Annotated in this window: 11 protein-coding genes; 6 read left to right on the top strand and 5 right to left on the bottom strand. The window is 71.3% G+C overall.

What is annotated here, in order from left to right:
- Positions 1-119 precede the first annotated feature (119 nt).
- Complete coding sequence (locus WQO_RS24970; RefSeq protein ID WP_010060093.1) at positions 120-1490, bottom strand: C4-dicarboxylate transporter DctA; 1371 nt, start codon at positions 1488-1490, stop codon at positions 120-122.
- Between the two features lie 171 nt (positions 1491-1661).
- Here WQO_RS24970 and WQO_RS24965 point away from each other — a divergent pair, with 171 nt between their 5' ends.
- The 3 genes from WQO_RS24965 (at position 1662) to WQO_RS24955 (ending at position 4907) form a co-directional block, all read left to right on the top strand.
- Positions 1662-3350, top strand: a complete 1689-nt coding sequence (locus tag WQO_RS24965) for a sensor histidine kinase (protein ID WP_010060094.1) — start codon at positions 1662-1664, stop codon at positions 3348-3350.
- The gene (locus WQO_RS24960; protein ID WP_010060095.1) at positions 3347-4021 is read left to right on the top strand and encodes a response regulator; all 675 of its coding nucleotides are present in this window, start codon (positions 3347-3349) and stop codon (positions 4019-4021) included. Before WQO_RS24965 ends, WQO_RS24960 begins: the two co-directional genes overlap by 4 nt.
- A gap of 181 nt (positions 4022-4202) precedes the next feature.
- Positions 4203-4907, top strand: a complete 705-nt coding sequence (locus WQO_RS24955) for a helix-turn-helix domain-containing protein (RefSeq protein ID WP_010060096.1) — start codon at positions 4203-4205, stop codon at positions 4905-4907.
- 52 nt (positions 4908-4959) lie between these two features.
- Here the strand turns inward: WQO_RS24955 and WQO_RS24950 are convergent, their stop codons facing one another.
- A complete protein-coding gene (locus WQO_RS24950) occupies positions 4960-5985 on the bottom strand; it encodes an ATP-dependent 6-phosphofructokinase (RefSeq protein WP_010060097.1) in 1026 nt (341 codons plus the stop codon).
- 339 nt (positions 5986-6324) lie between these two features.
- On the opposite strand from WQO_RS24950, the gene pta reads away from it, so the two are divergent.
- From pta to pyk, 3 genes are all read left to right on the top strand, one after another.
- A complete protein-coding gene (pta, locus tag WQO_RS24945; protein ID WP_010060098.1) occupies positions 6325-8406 on the top strand; it encodes a phosphate acetyltransferase in 2082 nt (693 codons plus the stop codon).
- 41 nt (positions 8407-8447) lie between these two features.
- On the top strand, positions 8448-9689 hold the full coding sequence (locus WQO_RS24940) for an acetate kinase (protein WP_193407308.1): 1242 nt from the start codon (positions 8448-8450) through the stop codon (positions 9687-9689).
- A 74-nt stretch (positions 9690-9763) separates the two neighbouring features.
- Complete coding sequence (gene pyk / locus WQO_RS24935) at positions 9764-11194, top strand: pyruvate kinase (RefSeq protein WP_010060103.1); 1431 nt, start codon at positions 9764-9766, stop codon at positions 11192-11194.
- Between the two features lie 107 nt (positions 11195-11301).
- On the opposite strand, the gene WQO_RS24930 is transcribed toward pyk, so the two are convergent.
- The 3 genes from WQO_RS24930 to WQO_RS24920 all read right to left on the bottom strand — a co-directional run bounded on the left by WQO_RS24930 (position 11302) and on the right by WQO_RS24920 (position 13903).
- On the bottom strand, positions 11302-12633 hold the full coding sequence (locus tag WQO_RS24930) for a hypothetical protein (RefSeq protein ID WP_010060105.1): 1332 nt from the start codon (positions 12631-12633) through the stop codon (positions 11302-11304).
- The gene (locus tag WQO_RS24925) at positions 12623-13165 is read right to left on the bottom strand and encodes a DUF6114 domain-containing protein (RefSeq protein WP_010060107.1); all 543 of its coding nucleotides are present in this window, start codon (positions 13163-13165) and stop codon (positions 12623-12625) included. The genes WQO_RS24930 and WQO_RS24925 overlap by 11 nt, the downstream gene beginning before the upstream one ends.
- A 93-nt stretch (positions 13166-13258) precedes the next feature.
- Positions 13259-13903: a DUF6230 family protein gene (locus WQO_RS24920; RefSeq protein WP_073820637.1), complete on the bottom strand. Its 645-nt coding sequence runs from the start codon at positions 13901-13903 to the stop codon at positions 13259-13261.
- Positions 13904-13928 lie beyond the last annotated feature (25 nt).

Here is a 13928-nt window from a genome sequence, read left to right as displayed (position 1 = left end):
CGGGGGATACGGGTGTCCTCGGGGGCGGACCGCAGCGGCCGGGGGGGGGAAGCCGCAGCGGTCCTGGCGGGCGGCGCGGTGGCCCCGCCGGTGACGCGGGGCCTGGCGGGCGGCGCGGGTCAGACCTTGGCGGGCTGCTCGGCGGGCGCGCTGTCCCGCTGCTCGGGGACCTCCTCGGAGGGGGCCGGGCCGTGGCCGTCGTCGACGAGGGTCTTCTCGTCGAACGGGATCCGTCCGGCCAGCACCTCGCCCACCCGGTCCTTGTCGATCTCCTTGGTCCAGTGGCCGACGAGCACCGTGGCGACCGCGTTGCCCGCGAAGTTGGTCAGGGCACGGGCCTCGCTCATGAAGCGGTCGATGCCGACGATCAGGCCGACGCCGTCGACGAGTTCGGGGCGGTGCGACTGGAGGCCGCCGGCCAGGGTCGCCAGGCCCGCGCCGGTCACGCCGGCCGCGCCCTTCGAGGCGATGACCATGAAGACCAGCAGCGAGATCTGCTCGCCCGCGCTCAGCGGGTCGCCCATCGCGTTGGCGATGAACAGCGAGGACATCGTGAGGTAGATCGCGGTGCCGTCGAGGTTGAAGGAGTAGCCGGTCGGCACGGTGATGCCGACGACGGGCTTGCTGACGCCCATGTGCTCCATCTTCGCGATCAGCCGCGGCAGCGCCGACTCGGAGGAGGAGGTGGAGAGGATCAGCAGGAACTCGCGGCCCAGGTACTTCAGCAGCGAGAACAGGTTCACCCCGGCGATCAGCCGCAGGAGCGCACCGAGCACCACGAAGACGAACAGCGCGCAGGTGACGTAGAAGCCGATCATGATGATCGCCAGGGACTTCAGGGCGTCCAGCCCGGTCTCGCCGACCACCGCGGCGATCGCGCCGAACGCGCCGACCGGGGCGGCCCACATGATCATGGCGAGGATGCGGAAGACGAGGCGCTGGATGTGGGTGATGCCGCGGATGATCGGCTCACCCGTCCTGCCCATCGCCTGGAGCGCGAAGCCCGCGAGGAGCGCGACGAGGAGGGTCTGGAGGACCTCGCCCTCGGTGAAGGCGGAGACGATCGTGGTCGGGATGATGCCGAGCAGGAAGTCCGCGGTGGACTCGCCGGCGCCCCCGGCCTGCTCCGCGCCCGCCTCGCGGGCGGCCTCGGTGATGTGGAGGGTGGAGCCGGGCTCCAGGAAGTTGCCGACCAGCAGGCCGATGGCGAGGGCCACGGTCGACATGACCAGGAAGTAGCCCAGCGCCAGACCGCCGACCGCGCCGACCTTGGCGGCCTTGCGGACCGAGCCGACGCCCAGGACGATCGTGCAGAAGATGATCGGCGAGATCATCATCTTGATCAGGTTCACGAATCCGGCGCCGATGGGCTTCAGCTCGACGGCCACCCCGGGGGCCGCGAAGCCCACCAGGATGCCGAGCGCCACGGCGGCGATCACGGCGATGTACAGGTAGTGGGTGCGGTCCCGTTGTTTGGCTGCCACAGCCATGGTGGGGCTCCTCGGCTCGGTCAGAACGTGCGCCCCCGTCCCTGGGGGCTTCGGTGACTATCCACCGGCCTGTGACCCCGGTCACCCTTGCGTTCATATCGTTCACAGTCGCTTTCCGGCCATCGGGGAGACCTCTGGGAGCCTCCGGCCGGGCCAGGCAGACTGTGGGGTATGCGCCTCCCCCGTACCCGCCCCCGCAGCCTGGCGGGCCAGCTCTTCGCCATGCAGGTCGTGCTCATCGCCGCAGTGGTGGCCGGGTGCGCCGTGTTCGCGTATGTCTCCGGCAGCGCGCAGGCCGAGGAGACGGCCGCCCGCCAGGTGCGGGTGGCGGCCCTCGCGGTGGCCGATTCCCCCTCCGTACGGGAGGCCATCCGTACCCCGGACCCGTCGGCGGTACTCCAGCCGTACGCGGAGCGGGTGCGCGAGGACACCGGGATCGCCTTCGTCACGATCATGGACACCGAGCGGGTGCGCTGGACGCACCCGGACACCAGCCAGATCGGGGACACCTTCCTCGGGAACACCGCGAAGGCCCTGCGCGGCCAGACCTTCACCGAGACGTACACCGGCACGCTGGGTCCCTCGATACGGGTGGTGACCCCGATCCGCGACGGAGGGAGGATCGTCGGCCTGGTCAGCGCGGGCATCACCGTGGACCGGGTCTCCTCGCAGGTACGGGAACAGCTCGGCGCCCTCGCGCTGGCGGCGGGCGGGGCGCTGGCGCTCGGCGGGATCGGCACGTACGTGATCAACGCCCGGCTGCGGCGGCACACGCACGGGATGAACGCCGCCGAGCTGAGCCGGCTGCACGACTACCACCAGGCCACCCTGCACGCGGTGCGCGAGGGGCTGCTGATGCTGGACGGGCGGCGGCGGATCGCGCTGATCAACGACGCCGGGCGGGAACTGCTGGGCCTGGCGCCGGACACCGAGGCGGTCGGCCGTACGGTCGACGAGCTGGCCCTGCCCGCACCGCTGACCGGGGCGCTGCTGGCGTCGGAGCCGCGGGTGGACGAGCTGCACCTGACGGCGGACCGGGTGATCGTGGTCAACACCCGCCCGGTGGTGGGCGGCGAGCAGCGGGGCACGGTGGTGACCCTGCGGGACCACACCGAGCTGCAGGCGCTGACCGGCGAGCTGGACTCCGAGCGCGGCTTCACGCAGGCGCTGCGCTCGCAGGCCCATGAGGCGGCGAACCGGCTGCACACCGTGGTGTCGCTGATCGAGCTGGGCCGGGTGGAGGAGGCCGTGGACTTCGCGACGGCGGAGCTGGAACTGGCCCAGGTGCTGACCGACCGGGTGGTGGGGGCGGTGGAGGAACCGGTGCTGGCCGCGCTGCTGCTGGGCAAGGCGGCCCAGGCGAACGAGCGGGGGGTGGAGCTGGTGCTCGCGGAGGACAGCCTGATCGACGACGGGGCGCTGCCGCCGTCGCTGGCCCAGCGGGATCTGGTGACGATCCTGGGCAATCTGATCGACAACGCGGTGGACGCGGCGTCGGAGGGTCCCGAGGACGCGGAGGAGTCCGGGGCGGCGGTGCCCTCGTCCCGGCCGGCCGGGGGCCCTGCGGGCCGGGCCCGGGTCACGGTGACCGCGCTCGCGGACGAGCGGGAACTGCTGTTGCGGGTCGCGGACACGGGGGCGGGCATCGGTCCTGAGGCCGCAGACGAGGTGTTCCGGCGGGGCTGGTCGACGCACGGGGCGGGGCGCGGGCTCGGCCTGGCGCTGGTGCGGCAGGCGGCGCACCGCAACGGGGGCACGGTGGAGCTGGACGCGGGTCCGGACGGCGGAGCGCGGTTCACCGTACGGCTGCCGCTCGGGGACCGTACGGCGGGGGCCCGGGCGAAGGAGGTCACGGCATGATCAGAGTCCTGGTGGTGGAGGACGATCCGGTGGCCGCCGACGCCCACCAGATGTACGTGGAGCGGGTCGAGGGCTTCACCGTGACCGCGGTGGCGCACACCCGGGCGGCGGCGGTGCGCGCGCTGGAGCGGACCCCGGTGGACCTGCTGCTGCTCGACCTCTATCTCCCCGACGGGCACGGGCTCGGGCTGCTGCGCTCGCTGCGCGCCTCCGGCCACGGGGCCGATGTGATCGCGGTGACCTCGGCGCGGGATCTCGCGGTGGTGCGCGAGGGGGTGTCGCTGGGCGTCGTGCAGTACGTGCTGAAGCCGTTCACGTACCCCACGCTGCGGGACCGGCTGGTGCGGTACGCGGAGTTCCGGGGCGTCGCCGGGGAGGCCAGCGGTCAGGAGGAGGTGGACCGGGCGCTGGGCGCGCTGCGGGTCGCGCATCCGGCCGCGCTGCCCAAGGGGCTCAGCGGGCCGACGCTGGAGGCGGTCACCCGGGTGCTGAAGGAGTCCCCGGAAGGGGTGACGGCGGCCGTCGCCGGGGAGCGTCTCGGTATCTCGCGGATCACGGCCCGGCGTTATCTGGAGCATCTGGTGACGGTCGGCAGCGCCGTGAGGCGTCCACATTATGGGCAGGTCGGCCGACCGGAGTTGCACTACAGCTGGCTGGCCGCAGGGCGCTGACCGCTCGGCGCCCGCCGGTAAGACAAGCGCTTGCCGGTCGGTTTTCCGGCCCTGGATGCCCCTTTCGGAGATGGAAAAGAAAGCGCTGGTGGGACGGGTTTCCCGTACCGCCCGCCCGGTTCGCGGCTGGAGTTTCCTACGAAGCGTGTTCTGTGGGGAACGTACCGTAGCCAGGGCGGAAATGGACTTCTACGGTGGGCCCGTGCACCCCACCCCGCCCTTCAACGCCCCCGCCGCGCGCCGTCTCCGCGAGGCACTGGGGATGGCTCCCGGCCATGTCGCCTACGGGCTCGCCGCCCAGTACGGACTCCGGATCAGCGCGGAGACCGTCGTCGCCTGGGAGCGCGGCATCGCGACCCCCGGGGAACGCGAGCTGACCGCACTCGCCGGCGTCCTGTGGTGCGCGCCCGGGGAGCTGCTGGCCGCCGCGGCCACCCTGCGGGAGCACCGGATGACCCGGGACCTGACCGTGGACGAGCTGGCCCGTCAGCTGGGGATGACCGGTGCCTCGTATCTGCGGATGGAGGAGTCGGGGCGCTGGCGGGGCAACGAGAAGCAGTCGGCGGCGCTGTGCCGGGCGCTGGGTCTTTCGGCGGCGCAGTTCCTGACGGCGACGGGACGCGACGAGGAGCTGGCGGAGTTGCTGAGCAGCGCGGTCACCACGCGCTGGCAGGCGTACGTCCGGCCGGTGGCGAAGGTCGTCCCGCTGGACCGGGCGCTGATCCAGGACGTGCTGGAGCAGCTGCACACCGACTACCAGGCCCTGATGGTCTCGACGCTGAGCTGGAGCAGCACCGGCCAGGAGCGCTCCGGGTCGACGGGCGACGCGGGCCGGGCGTTCCTGGCGCGGGTGGTGGAGCAGTTCTGGCGGACCGCCGGGGTGTGACTCCGCACGGGCCGCCCGTGCGGCCCGTGCGGTCAGAACTCCGTGGGCAGGCCTAGAAGACCGACTCGGCCTCGTACATCCGCTCGGCAGGCACCCGCTTCAGCTGGGTGACGGCCTCGGCGAGCGGGACCATGGCGATGTCGGTGCCGCGCAGGGCGGTCATCCGGCCGAACTCGCCGCGGTGCACGGCCTCCACGGCGTGCCAGCCGAAGCGGGTGGCGAGCACCCGGTCGTAGGCGGTCGGCGTGCCGCCGCGCTGGACATGGCCGAGAATGACCGGTCGGGCCTCCTTGCCGAGCCGGGTCTCCAGCTCGATGGCGAGGCGGTTGCCGATGCCCTGGAAGCGCTCGTGGCCGTACTGGTCGATCTCGCCCTTGGCGTACGGCATGGAGCCCTCGGCCGGGTGCGCGCCCTCGGCGACGCAGATGACGGCGAACTTCTTGCCGCGCGAGAACCGCTCCTCGACCATCTTGACCAGGTCGTCGACCTGGAAGGGTCGCTCGGGCAGGCAGATGCCGTGGGCGCCGCCGGCCATCCCGGACTCCAGCGCGATCCAGCCGGCGTGCCGGCCCATGACCTCGACGACCATCACGCGCTGGTGGGACTCGGCGGTGGTCTTCAGACGGTCTATGGCCTCGGTGGCGACGCCCACCGCCGTGTCGAACCCGAACGTGCGGTCGGTGGAGGAGATGTCGTTGTCGATGGTCTTCGGGACGCCGACGACCGGCATTCCGGCGTCGGCGAGCATGCGGGCCGCGGTGAGCGTGCCCTCGCCGCCGATCGGGATGAGCGCGTCGATCCCGTAACGACGGGCCAGCTCCTCGCAGTTCTCGGCGGCCTCGCGCAGCCGGTCGCGCTCCAGGCGGGCCGAGCCGAGGATCGTGCCGCCGCGGGCCAGGATCCCGCTGACGGCGTTGAGGTCGAGGGGGCGGAAGTGGCCGTCGAGCAGCCCCTTGAAGCCGTCCTCGAAGCCGATGACCTCGTCTCCGTGGCCGACGACGGCCCGGTGGACGACCGACCGGATCACTGCGTTCAGGCCGGGGCAGTCGCCGCCCGCGGTGAGAATTCCGATGCGCATCGAGGTATGTCTCCTGCTCGCTAGTCGCGCTTTTCCGGGAGGCCGACGGTGGCGGCCCCCCTGCCCTGAACCGCGACGATTGTCCCACGCCGGGCACGGACCCCGCGCTTTCGTCCGGGCCGGGGCGGGCACCTGTGGGGGGAGAGAACCCGAAAGACGGGACCTGTGGCCGTCGCCCGCCGGGACCTCCGGCGGGCGATATAGCGGCCCCCGCAGGTATCGTCAAGAGGCAATGCAGGCCAATGCCGCACCCGGCGGAACACCGGGCGGGCACGGGGGCAGCACCGCCCGTCCGGACGCCCCGCGGGTCGCGGCACCGAACATGGACGGAGAGCACGCGTGGCGCGGAGCGTGTACGTGACCGGGATCGACCGGGGGGACGGCCGGCAGGTCGTCGAACTGGGAGTCATGGAGCTTCTGACGCGTCAGGTGGACCGGGTCGGGGTCTTCCGCCCGCTGGTCCATGACGGTCCCGACCGGCTCTACGAGCTGCTGCGGGCCCGCTACCGGCTCTCCCAGAGCCCGGCCACCGTCTACGGCCTGGACTACCACGAGGCCTCCGCCGTGCAGGCGGAGAAGGGCACCGACGAGCTGGTCTCGCGGCTCGTCGACCGGTTCCACCAGGTGGCCAGGGAGTACGAGGCGGTCCTCGTGCTGGGCAGTGACTTCGCGGACACCCAGCTCCCGGACGAGCTGGCACTGAACGCCCGGCTGGCCAACGAGTTCGGGGCCTCCGTGATCGCGGTGGTCGGCGGCAAGGGGCAGACCGCGGAGTCGGTGCGCGCCGAGACCCGTAACGCCTACCGGGCCTACGCCGGTCTCGGCTGCGACGTGCTGGCCATGGTGGTGAACCGGGTCGCCGCCGAGGACCGCGCGGCGATAGCGGAGCGGCTGGGGGCCCGGCTGCCCGTCCCCGTCTCCGTCCTGCCGGACGACCCGGCGCTCTCGGCCCCCACGGTCGCCCAGATCACCGCGGCGCTGAACGGCACGGTGCTGCTCGGCGACGACTCGGGGCTCGCGCGCGACGCACTGGACTTCGTGTTCGGCGGGGCCATGCTGCCGAACCTGCTGAACGCGCTGACGCCCGGCTGCATGGTGGTCACCCCCGGGGACCGCGCCGACCTGGTGGTGGGCTCGCTCGCCGCGCACAGCGCGGGCACCCCGCCCATCGCGGGTGTGCTGCTGACGCTGGACGAGCGGCCCGGCGAGGAGATACTCACGCTGGCCGCCCGGCTCGCACCGGGGACCCCGGTCGTGTCGGTGGCCGGCGGATCCTTCCCCACCGCCGCCGAACTCTTCACCCTCGAAGGCAAGTTGAACGCGGCGACCCCGCGCAAGGCGGAGACCGCCCTCGGTCTGTTCGAGCGCCACGTGGACACCGCGGCGCTGCTCGACCGGATCTCGGTGGCCCGCAGCGGCCGGGTCACGCCGATGATGTTCGAGCACGAGCTGCTGGAGCAGGCCCGTTCCGACCGCAAGCGCGTGGTGCTGCCGGAGGGCGCCGAGGAACGGGTGCTGCGCGCCACCGACGTACTGCTGCGCCGGGACGTCTGCGACCTGACGCTCCTCGGCGATGTGGACGTGATCCGCAAGAAGGCCGCCGATCTCGGCATCGACCTCGCCGAGACCCAGCTGATCGACCCGCACACCTCGGAGCTGCGCCAGCGGTTCGCCGAGCGGTACGCGCAGTTGCGCGCGCACCGCGGGGTGACGGTGGAGCTGGCGTACGACGTGGTGGCGGACGTGAACTACTTCGGCACGCTGATGGTGCAGGAGGGCCTTGCCGACGGGATGGTGTCCGGGTCGGTGCACTCCACGGCGGCCACGATCCGCCCGGCGTTCGAGATCATCAAGACCAAGCCGGACGCGTCGATCGTCTCCTCCGTCTTCTTCATGTGCCTGGCCGACAAGGTCCTCGTGTACGGCGACTGCGCGGTCAACCCGGACCCGAACGCCGAGCAGCTCGCGGACATCGCGGTGCAGTCGGCGGTGACGGCGGCCCGCTTCGGCGTGGAGCCGCGGGTCGCGATGCTGTCGTACTCCACCGGGACCTCCGGCTCCGGCGCGGACGTCGACAAGGTGCGCGAGGCGACCGAGCGGGTGCGGGCGGAGCGGCCCGAGCTGCGGGTGGAGGGGCCGATCCAGTACGACGCGGCGGTCGAGCCGACCGTCGCGGCGACGAAGCTCCCGGACTCCGAGGTGGCGGGCCAGGCGACCGTGCTGATCTTCCCGGACCTGAACACCGGCAACAACACCTACAAGGCCGTGCAGCGCTCGGCGGGCGCGGTGGCGGTCGGCCCGGTCCTCCAGGGTCTGCGCAAGCCCGTCAACGACCTCTCGCGCGGCGCGCTCGTCCAGGACATCGTCAACACGGTGGCGATCACGGCGATCCAGGCGCAGAGCGAGGAGCGCCCCGCATGACGACTTCTCCTGTTTCCGACCACGAAAGCACGGCAGCCCCTGTGGAACCGCACCGCGTCCTCGTCCTCAACTCCGGCTCCTCGTCGGTGAAGTACCAGCTCCTCGACATGCGCGACCGCTCGCGGCTCGCCTCGGGTCTGGTCGAGCGGATCGGCGAGGACACCTCGCGCCTGGTGCACACGCCGCTGACCGGCGGCGGCGCCGAGCCCCGGGAGCGTACGGGCCGGATCGCGGACCACGACGAGGCGCTGAAGGCGGCGGCCGAGGAGCTGGCGGCGGACGGGCTCGGCCTGGACTCCCCCGAACTGGCCGCGATCGGGCACCGGGTGGTGCACGGCGGGCTGCGGTTCAGCGCGCCGACCGTGATCACCGACGAGGTGCTGACGGAGATCGAGCGGCTGGTCCCGGTCGCCCCGCTGCACAACCCGGCGAACATCACCGGCATCCGCACCGCGCAGGCGCTGCGACCGGACCTGCCGCAGGTGGCGGTGTTCGACACGGCGTTCCACACGACGATGCCGGAGGCGGCCGCGCGGTACGCGATCGACGTGGAGACCGCCGACGCGCACCGGATCCGCCGCTACGGCTTCCACGGCACCTCGCACGCGTACGTATCGCGGAAGACGGCCGAGCTGCTGGGGAAGACCCCCGAGGAGGTGAACGTCATCGTGCTGCACCTGGGCAACGGGGCGTCGGCCTCGGCGGTCGCGGGCGGGCGGTGCGTGGAGACCTCGATGGGGCTGACGCCTTTGGAAGGGCTCGTGATGGGTACGCGCTCCGGGGACATCGATCCGGCGGTCACCTTCCACCTGAAGCGGGTGGCGGGCATGTCGGCCGACGAGATCGACGTCCTGCTCAACAAGAAGAGCGGTCTGGTCGGCCTGTGCGGCGACAACGACATGCGGGTGATCCGCCGCCGGATCGACGAGGGCGACGAGCGGGCGGCGCTGGCCTTCGACATCTACATCCACCGGCTGAAGAAGTACATCGGCGCCTACACGGCGGTGCTCGGGCGGGTGGACGCGGTGGCGTTCACGGCGGGGGTCGGGGAGAACGCGGCCCCGGTGCGGGAAGCTGCCATCGCGGGTCTGGAGGAGCTGGGCATGGCGGTGGACGCCTCGCTCAACTCCGTACGGTCCCCTCAGCCGCGGCTGATCTCGCCGGAGTACGCCCGGGTGGCGGTCGCCGTGGTGCCGACGGACGAGGAGCTGGAGATCGCCGAGCAGACGTTCGCACTGGTCAGCCGGGGTGAGGCCGACAGCCCGGTGCGCATCGACAACTGAGCGCCCCCGCGCCCCTTTGTATCTTCCACCAGACGGAATATTCCGCAGCGAAACAAACCGATAGGATCCGCCTCATGCGCCGTTCCAAAATCGTCTGTACCCTCGGTCCCGCCGTCGACTCGCACGAGCAGCTCGTCGCTCTGATCGAGGCCGGCATGAGCGTGGCCCGCTTCAACTTCAGTCACGGCTCCCACGAGGAACACCAGGGCCGTTACGACCGTGTCCGCAAGGCGGCCGCCGAGACCGGCCGCGCGGTGGGCGTGCTCGCCGACCTCCAGGGCCCGAAGATCCGGCTGGCGAAGTTCGCCGAGGGCCCGGTCGAGCTGGTCCGCGGGGACGAGTTCACCATCACCTCCGAGGACGTCCCCGGCGACAAGTCGATCTGCGGTACGACCTACAAGGGTCTGCCCGGCGATGTCGTCAAGGGCGACCCGATCCTGATCAACGACGGCAACGTCGAGCTGAAGGTCGTCGCGGTCGAGGGCCCCCGGGTGAAGACCATCGTCATCGAGGGCGGCGTCATCTCCGACCACAAGGGCATCAACCTGCCCGGCGCGGCGGTCAACGTGCCGGCCCTGTCCGAGAAGGACGTCGAGGACCTGCGCTTCGCCCTGCGGATGGGCTGCGACCTGGTCGCCCTCTCCTTCGTCCGGGACGCGAACGACGTCAAGGACGTGCACAAGGTGATGGACGAGGAGGGCCGCCGGGTCCCCGTCATCGCCAAGGTGGAGAAGCCGCAGGCGGTCGAGCACATGGAGGGCGTCGTCATGGCGTTCGACGGTGTGATGGTGGCCCGTGGCGACCTGGCGGTCGAGTACCCGCTGGAGAAGGTCCCGATGGTGCAGAAGCGCCTCATCGAGCTGTGCCGCCGCAACGCCAAGCCGGTGATCGTGGCGACCCAGATGATGGAGTCGATGATCACCAACTCGCGGCCCACCCGCGCCGAGGCGTCCGACGTCGCCAACGCGATCCTGGACGGCGCGGACGCGGTCATGCTGTCCGCCGAGTCCTCGGTGGGCGCGTACCCGATCGAGACGGTCAAGACGATGTCGAAGATCGTCTGCGCCGCCGAGGAGGAGCTGCTCTCCAAGGGCCTCCAGCCGCTCGTCCAGGGCAAGAAGCCCCGTACGCAGGGCGGTTCGGTGGCCCGTGCGGCCTGCGAGATCGCGGACTTCCTCGACGGCAAGGCCCTGGTCGCCTTCACCCAGTCCGGCGACACCGCCCGCCGCCTCTCCCGCTATCGCACGGCCCAGCCGATCCTGGCCTTCACCACGGACGAGGCCACCCGCAACCAGCTCGCGCTGAGCTGGGGCGTCGAGTCGCACGTCGTCCCGCACGCGGACAACACCGACGCGATGGTCGACCTGGTCGACGCGGAGCTGCTCAAGCTGAACCGCTACAGCTCCGGCGACACGATGGTCATCACCGCCGGCTCGCCTCCCGGTGTCCCCGGCACCACCAACATGGTCCGGGTGCACCACCTGGGCGGCGGCGAACGGGACTGACCCGCACCCCGCACCACAACGCCGTGGGCCGTACTCCTGGTGAGGAGTACGGCCCACGGCGTTGTGCGGCTCCCGGACGGGCTCGGGGAGGCGGGCAGGGGCGGCGGCTAGCCCTTGCCGCCTTCCAGGTAGTTGTTCAGTCCGGGCACGGTGAGCGTGCCGCCGAACTGGCCGGCCTGCTTCACCGTCACCTTGGTGAAGAAGGCGAAGGGGACGTTCAGCGGCGGCGGGGTCTCCGGACTGAAGGTGATCGGGATGAGGCCGAAGAGGTTGCCCTTCAGCTCCTCCGTGTACATCGTCACCTCGCCGTCGCGGATCGTCGACGTGGAGCCGGGCCGCGACTTCACATGGCCCGTCGTGCCCGCGGGGCCCACGGTCAGCTGGTGCAGGTCCTTGATGTCGATGGAGCTGGCGGTGAACTTCAGCACCTTCTTGATGCTGCCGTCCGCCTTCTTCACCTCGACGATGCCGTGGTAGTCGAGGCCGTTGAGCGTGAGGAGCGTCGACTCCAGCGTCCACGGGTCGGACGGGAGCAGCGGAATGCCGGGCTCCAGCTCGGCCGCGGCGAGCGCCTCCGGGTCGGCCTCGGGGCACGGGAAGCGGGGCTTGGCGCCGTCGGGGATGTCCTCGTCCTTCTTGGGGTCGAGTCCCTTGGCGTCCTCGTCGAGCTCCTCGACGTCCTTGCCGGCCTTTCCGGCCGCCTCGCGGATGGCGTCGGCCGTCTTGTCGGACGTCCCCTTCGCCTGGTCGGCCGCGTCCTCGACCGGGTCCTTCGGCTGATCCTTCGCCGTGTCCTCGGGCTTCGCGGACGGCTTCGGGGCCTCGGTGGTGGGGCTCGGGGACGGGTCGGCCGACTCCTCGGCCTCGTCCTTCGCCTTGTCGTCGTCCGGGCCGTCGAAGAGGTCCTTGAGGGCGTCGCCGAGGCCGAGCGGGTCGAGGGGGTTCTTCGACTTCGTGGGCGTCGGGGTCGCGGAGGGCTTCTCGGCGGGCTTCTCATCGGCGGACGAAGCCGACTTGTCCGGGTCCGGCTTCGCGTCGCCGGCCGCCGGGTCCTTGTCCGGGTCGGACGCGGAACCGCTCGCCGAGGGCTTCGGAGTCGCGGTGTCGTCCTTGCCGGAGGCATCGTCCTTCTCGGTGGCCGAGGGGGACGGGGTCGGCTTCGGCGACTCGCTCTCGCTCGGCTCGTCGGACCGGGTGACACACGGTCCCGCCGCGAAGGGGATGTCGCCGTGGTCGTCGGCCAGGGCGAGCTTGGGGGTGAGTCCCATGCCCACGAAGACCGCCGTCGGCATCGCCGCGAGCGCCAGCGCCTTCTTGCCGCTCGGGAGGTGAAGCTTGGTCAGCAGCGACTTCCTGGGGGCCGCGTGGCGGGGTCCCCTGCGCTCGGGGAGCCCGTCGCCGAGGCGGGCGTCCGCCCGCTGTCCGTCGTCACCCCGCACGATGCCTCCCGCCCTCGGCCGGCGCGTCGAACTCGGCGCCCTGCTGCTGCGGCACGGCCGCCGCCCCCTGGAGCTCGCCCTCGGGGCGCTCCTCGTACGGCTGGTCCGGGCGCGGGGCCTCCTCGACGCTCTTCGGGTCTCCCGGTGCCCAGGAAATGGACAGGGCTCCGCCGATGAGGGAGAAGAGGAATCCGACGATGAAGCCGCCGATGTTGGCGACGGGTATGGAGATCAGCGCGAGCAGAATGGCCGCGACGCCGGCGAACACCCGCACGATGCTGTGGAACCACATCGTCAGGCCCAGCGTGACCAGCAGGACCCCGATGATCAGGGATCCGGCGCCGGCCGTGGTGGACATGGCCAGCGTCACGTTGCCGAGATGCATGTTGGCATACGGGAAGTAGGCGATGGGAACGCCACCGACCATGGTGAACAGTCCGGCCCAGAACGGCCGGTTACCCCGCCAGGCGCGGAAGCGTCGCCGATAGACGCGGATGTAGTGCTCGTTCTGCCCTGTGGACTCGGGGCTCATGGAAAACAGCTCCCTGGAACCGGTACTGCTGAAGGAGAAGAAGAAAGGGTGGGCGGCCGGACGCCGTTGCAGCCCCGGCCGCCCGGGCGAGTGCTAGTAGCACTCCTTGACGCCGGAGACCAGCTTCAGCGACAGGTCGGGGAGCTTGAACGTGCCCGCCGTCGTCGCCCATGCCTTCTGCTCGACATCCGTCAGCACTGCCTTGTCCGCGCGCTGGGAGAAGCCGTTCGGATTGGCCTGCGTTCCCGGCTGGATGCCGGGCTTGGTGTCGTCCTTGGGCAGCGAGCCCGCCGCGACGCCGATGTCGATGTTCTTGAACGTGGCGTCCGCGCCCAGCTCCGAGACATCCAGGTAGAGGTCCTTGGCGTAGACCTTCTTGTCGCCGGTGCCGGCCGTCAGCTGGAGGGTGACGTTACCCAGCCCGAACGGCAGGTTCGGCGTCACCACCGACTGGCACATGTTGGTGATGTAGGCCTTGCTGAACCCGGACACCGCGACGGGAGCATGCTGCGGCTTGCCGTCCAGCGTCTTGCCCGATGCCACGCTGCCGTACTGGACGAAGTCCCAGCCCTCCAGCTCCTTGGCCTTGACCTTGAACTCCTGGCCGGAAACGCTGAACGAAGCCGCCAGCGCGCCCTGGGCCAGGCCTATGCCCACCGCGGCCGTCGCGGCGACGCTCGGCACCATGACCAGAGCGAACCGCTTCCATCTCGTCCCACCGCGAACCTGGGAACCCATACTTGCTCCTTCTTCTCGGACGTAC

The sequence above is a fragment of the Streptomyces globisporus C-1027 genome (assembly GCF_000261345.2).
In the GTDB taxonomy this organism is placed as follows: Bacteria; Actinomycetota; Actinomycetes; order Streptomycetales; family Streptomycetaceae; genus Streptomyces; species Streptomyces pakalii.
Note: the sequence above shows the minus strand (reverse complement) of the source record. Positions and strands in the feature narration are given on the sequence as shown.

Excerpts from the sequence above, each read along its gene's own strand:
- WQO_RS24925 (WP_010060107.1), bottom strand. The coding sequence starts at position 13,165 with ATGAGCCCCGAGTCCACAGGGCAGAACGAGCACTACATCCGCGTCTAT.
- WQO_RS24960 (WP_010060095.1), top strand. The coding sequence starts at position 3,347 with ATGATCAGAGTCCTGGTGGTGGAGGACGATCCGGTGGCCGCCGACGCC.
- WQO_RS24950 (WP_010060097.1), bottom strand. The coding sequence starts at position 5,985 with ATGCGCATCGGAATTCTCACCGCGGGCGGCGACTGCCCCGGCCTGAAC.
- WQO_RS24920 (WP_073820637.1), bottom strand. The coding sequence starts at position 13,903 with ATGGGTTCCCAGGTTCGCGGTGGGACGAGATGGAAGCGGTTCGCTCTG.
- WQO_RS24965 (WP_010060094.1), top strand. The coding sequence starts at position 1,662 with ATGCGCCTCCCCCGTACCCGCCCCCGCAGCCTGGCGGGCCAGCTCTTC.
- pyk (WP_010060103.1), top strand. The coding sequence starts at position 9,764 with ATGCGCCGTTCCAAAATCGTCTGTACCCTCGGTCCCGCCGTCGACTCG.
- WQO_RS24970 (WP_010060093.1), bottom strand. The coding sequence starts at position 1,490 with ATGGCTGTGGCAGCCAAACAACGGGACCGCACCCACTACCTGTACATC.
- WQO_RS24955 (WP_010060096.1), top strand. The coding sequence starts at position 4,203 with ATGGACTTCTACGGTGGGCCCGTGCACCCCACCCCGCCCTTCAACGCC.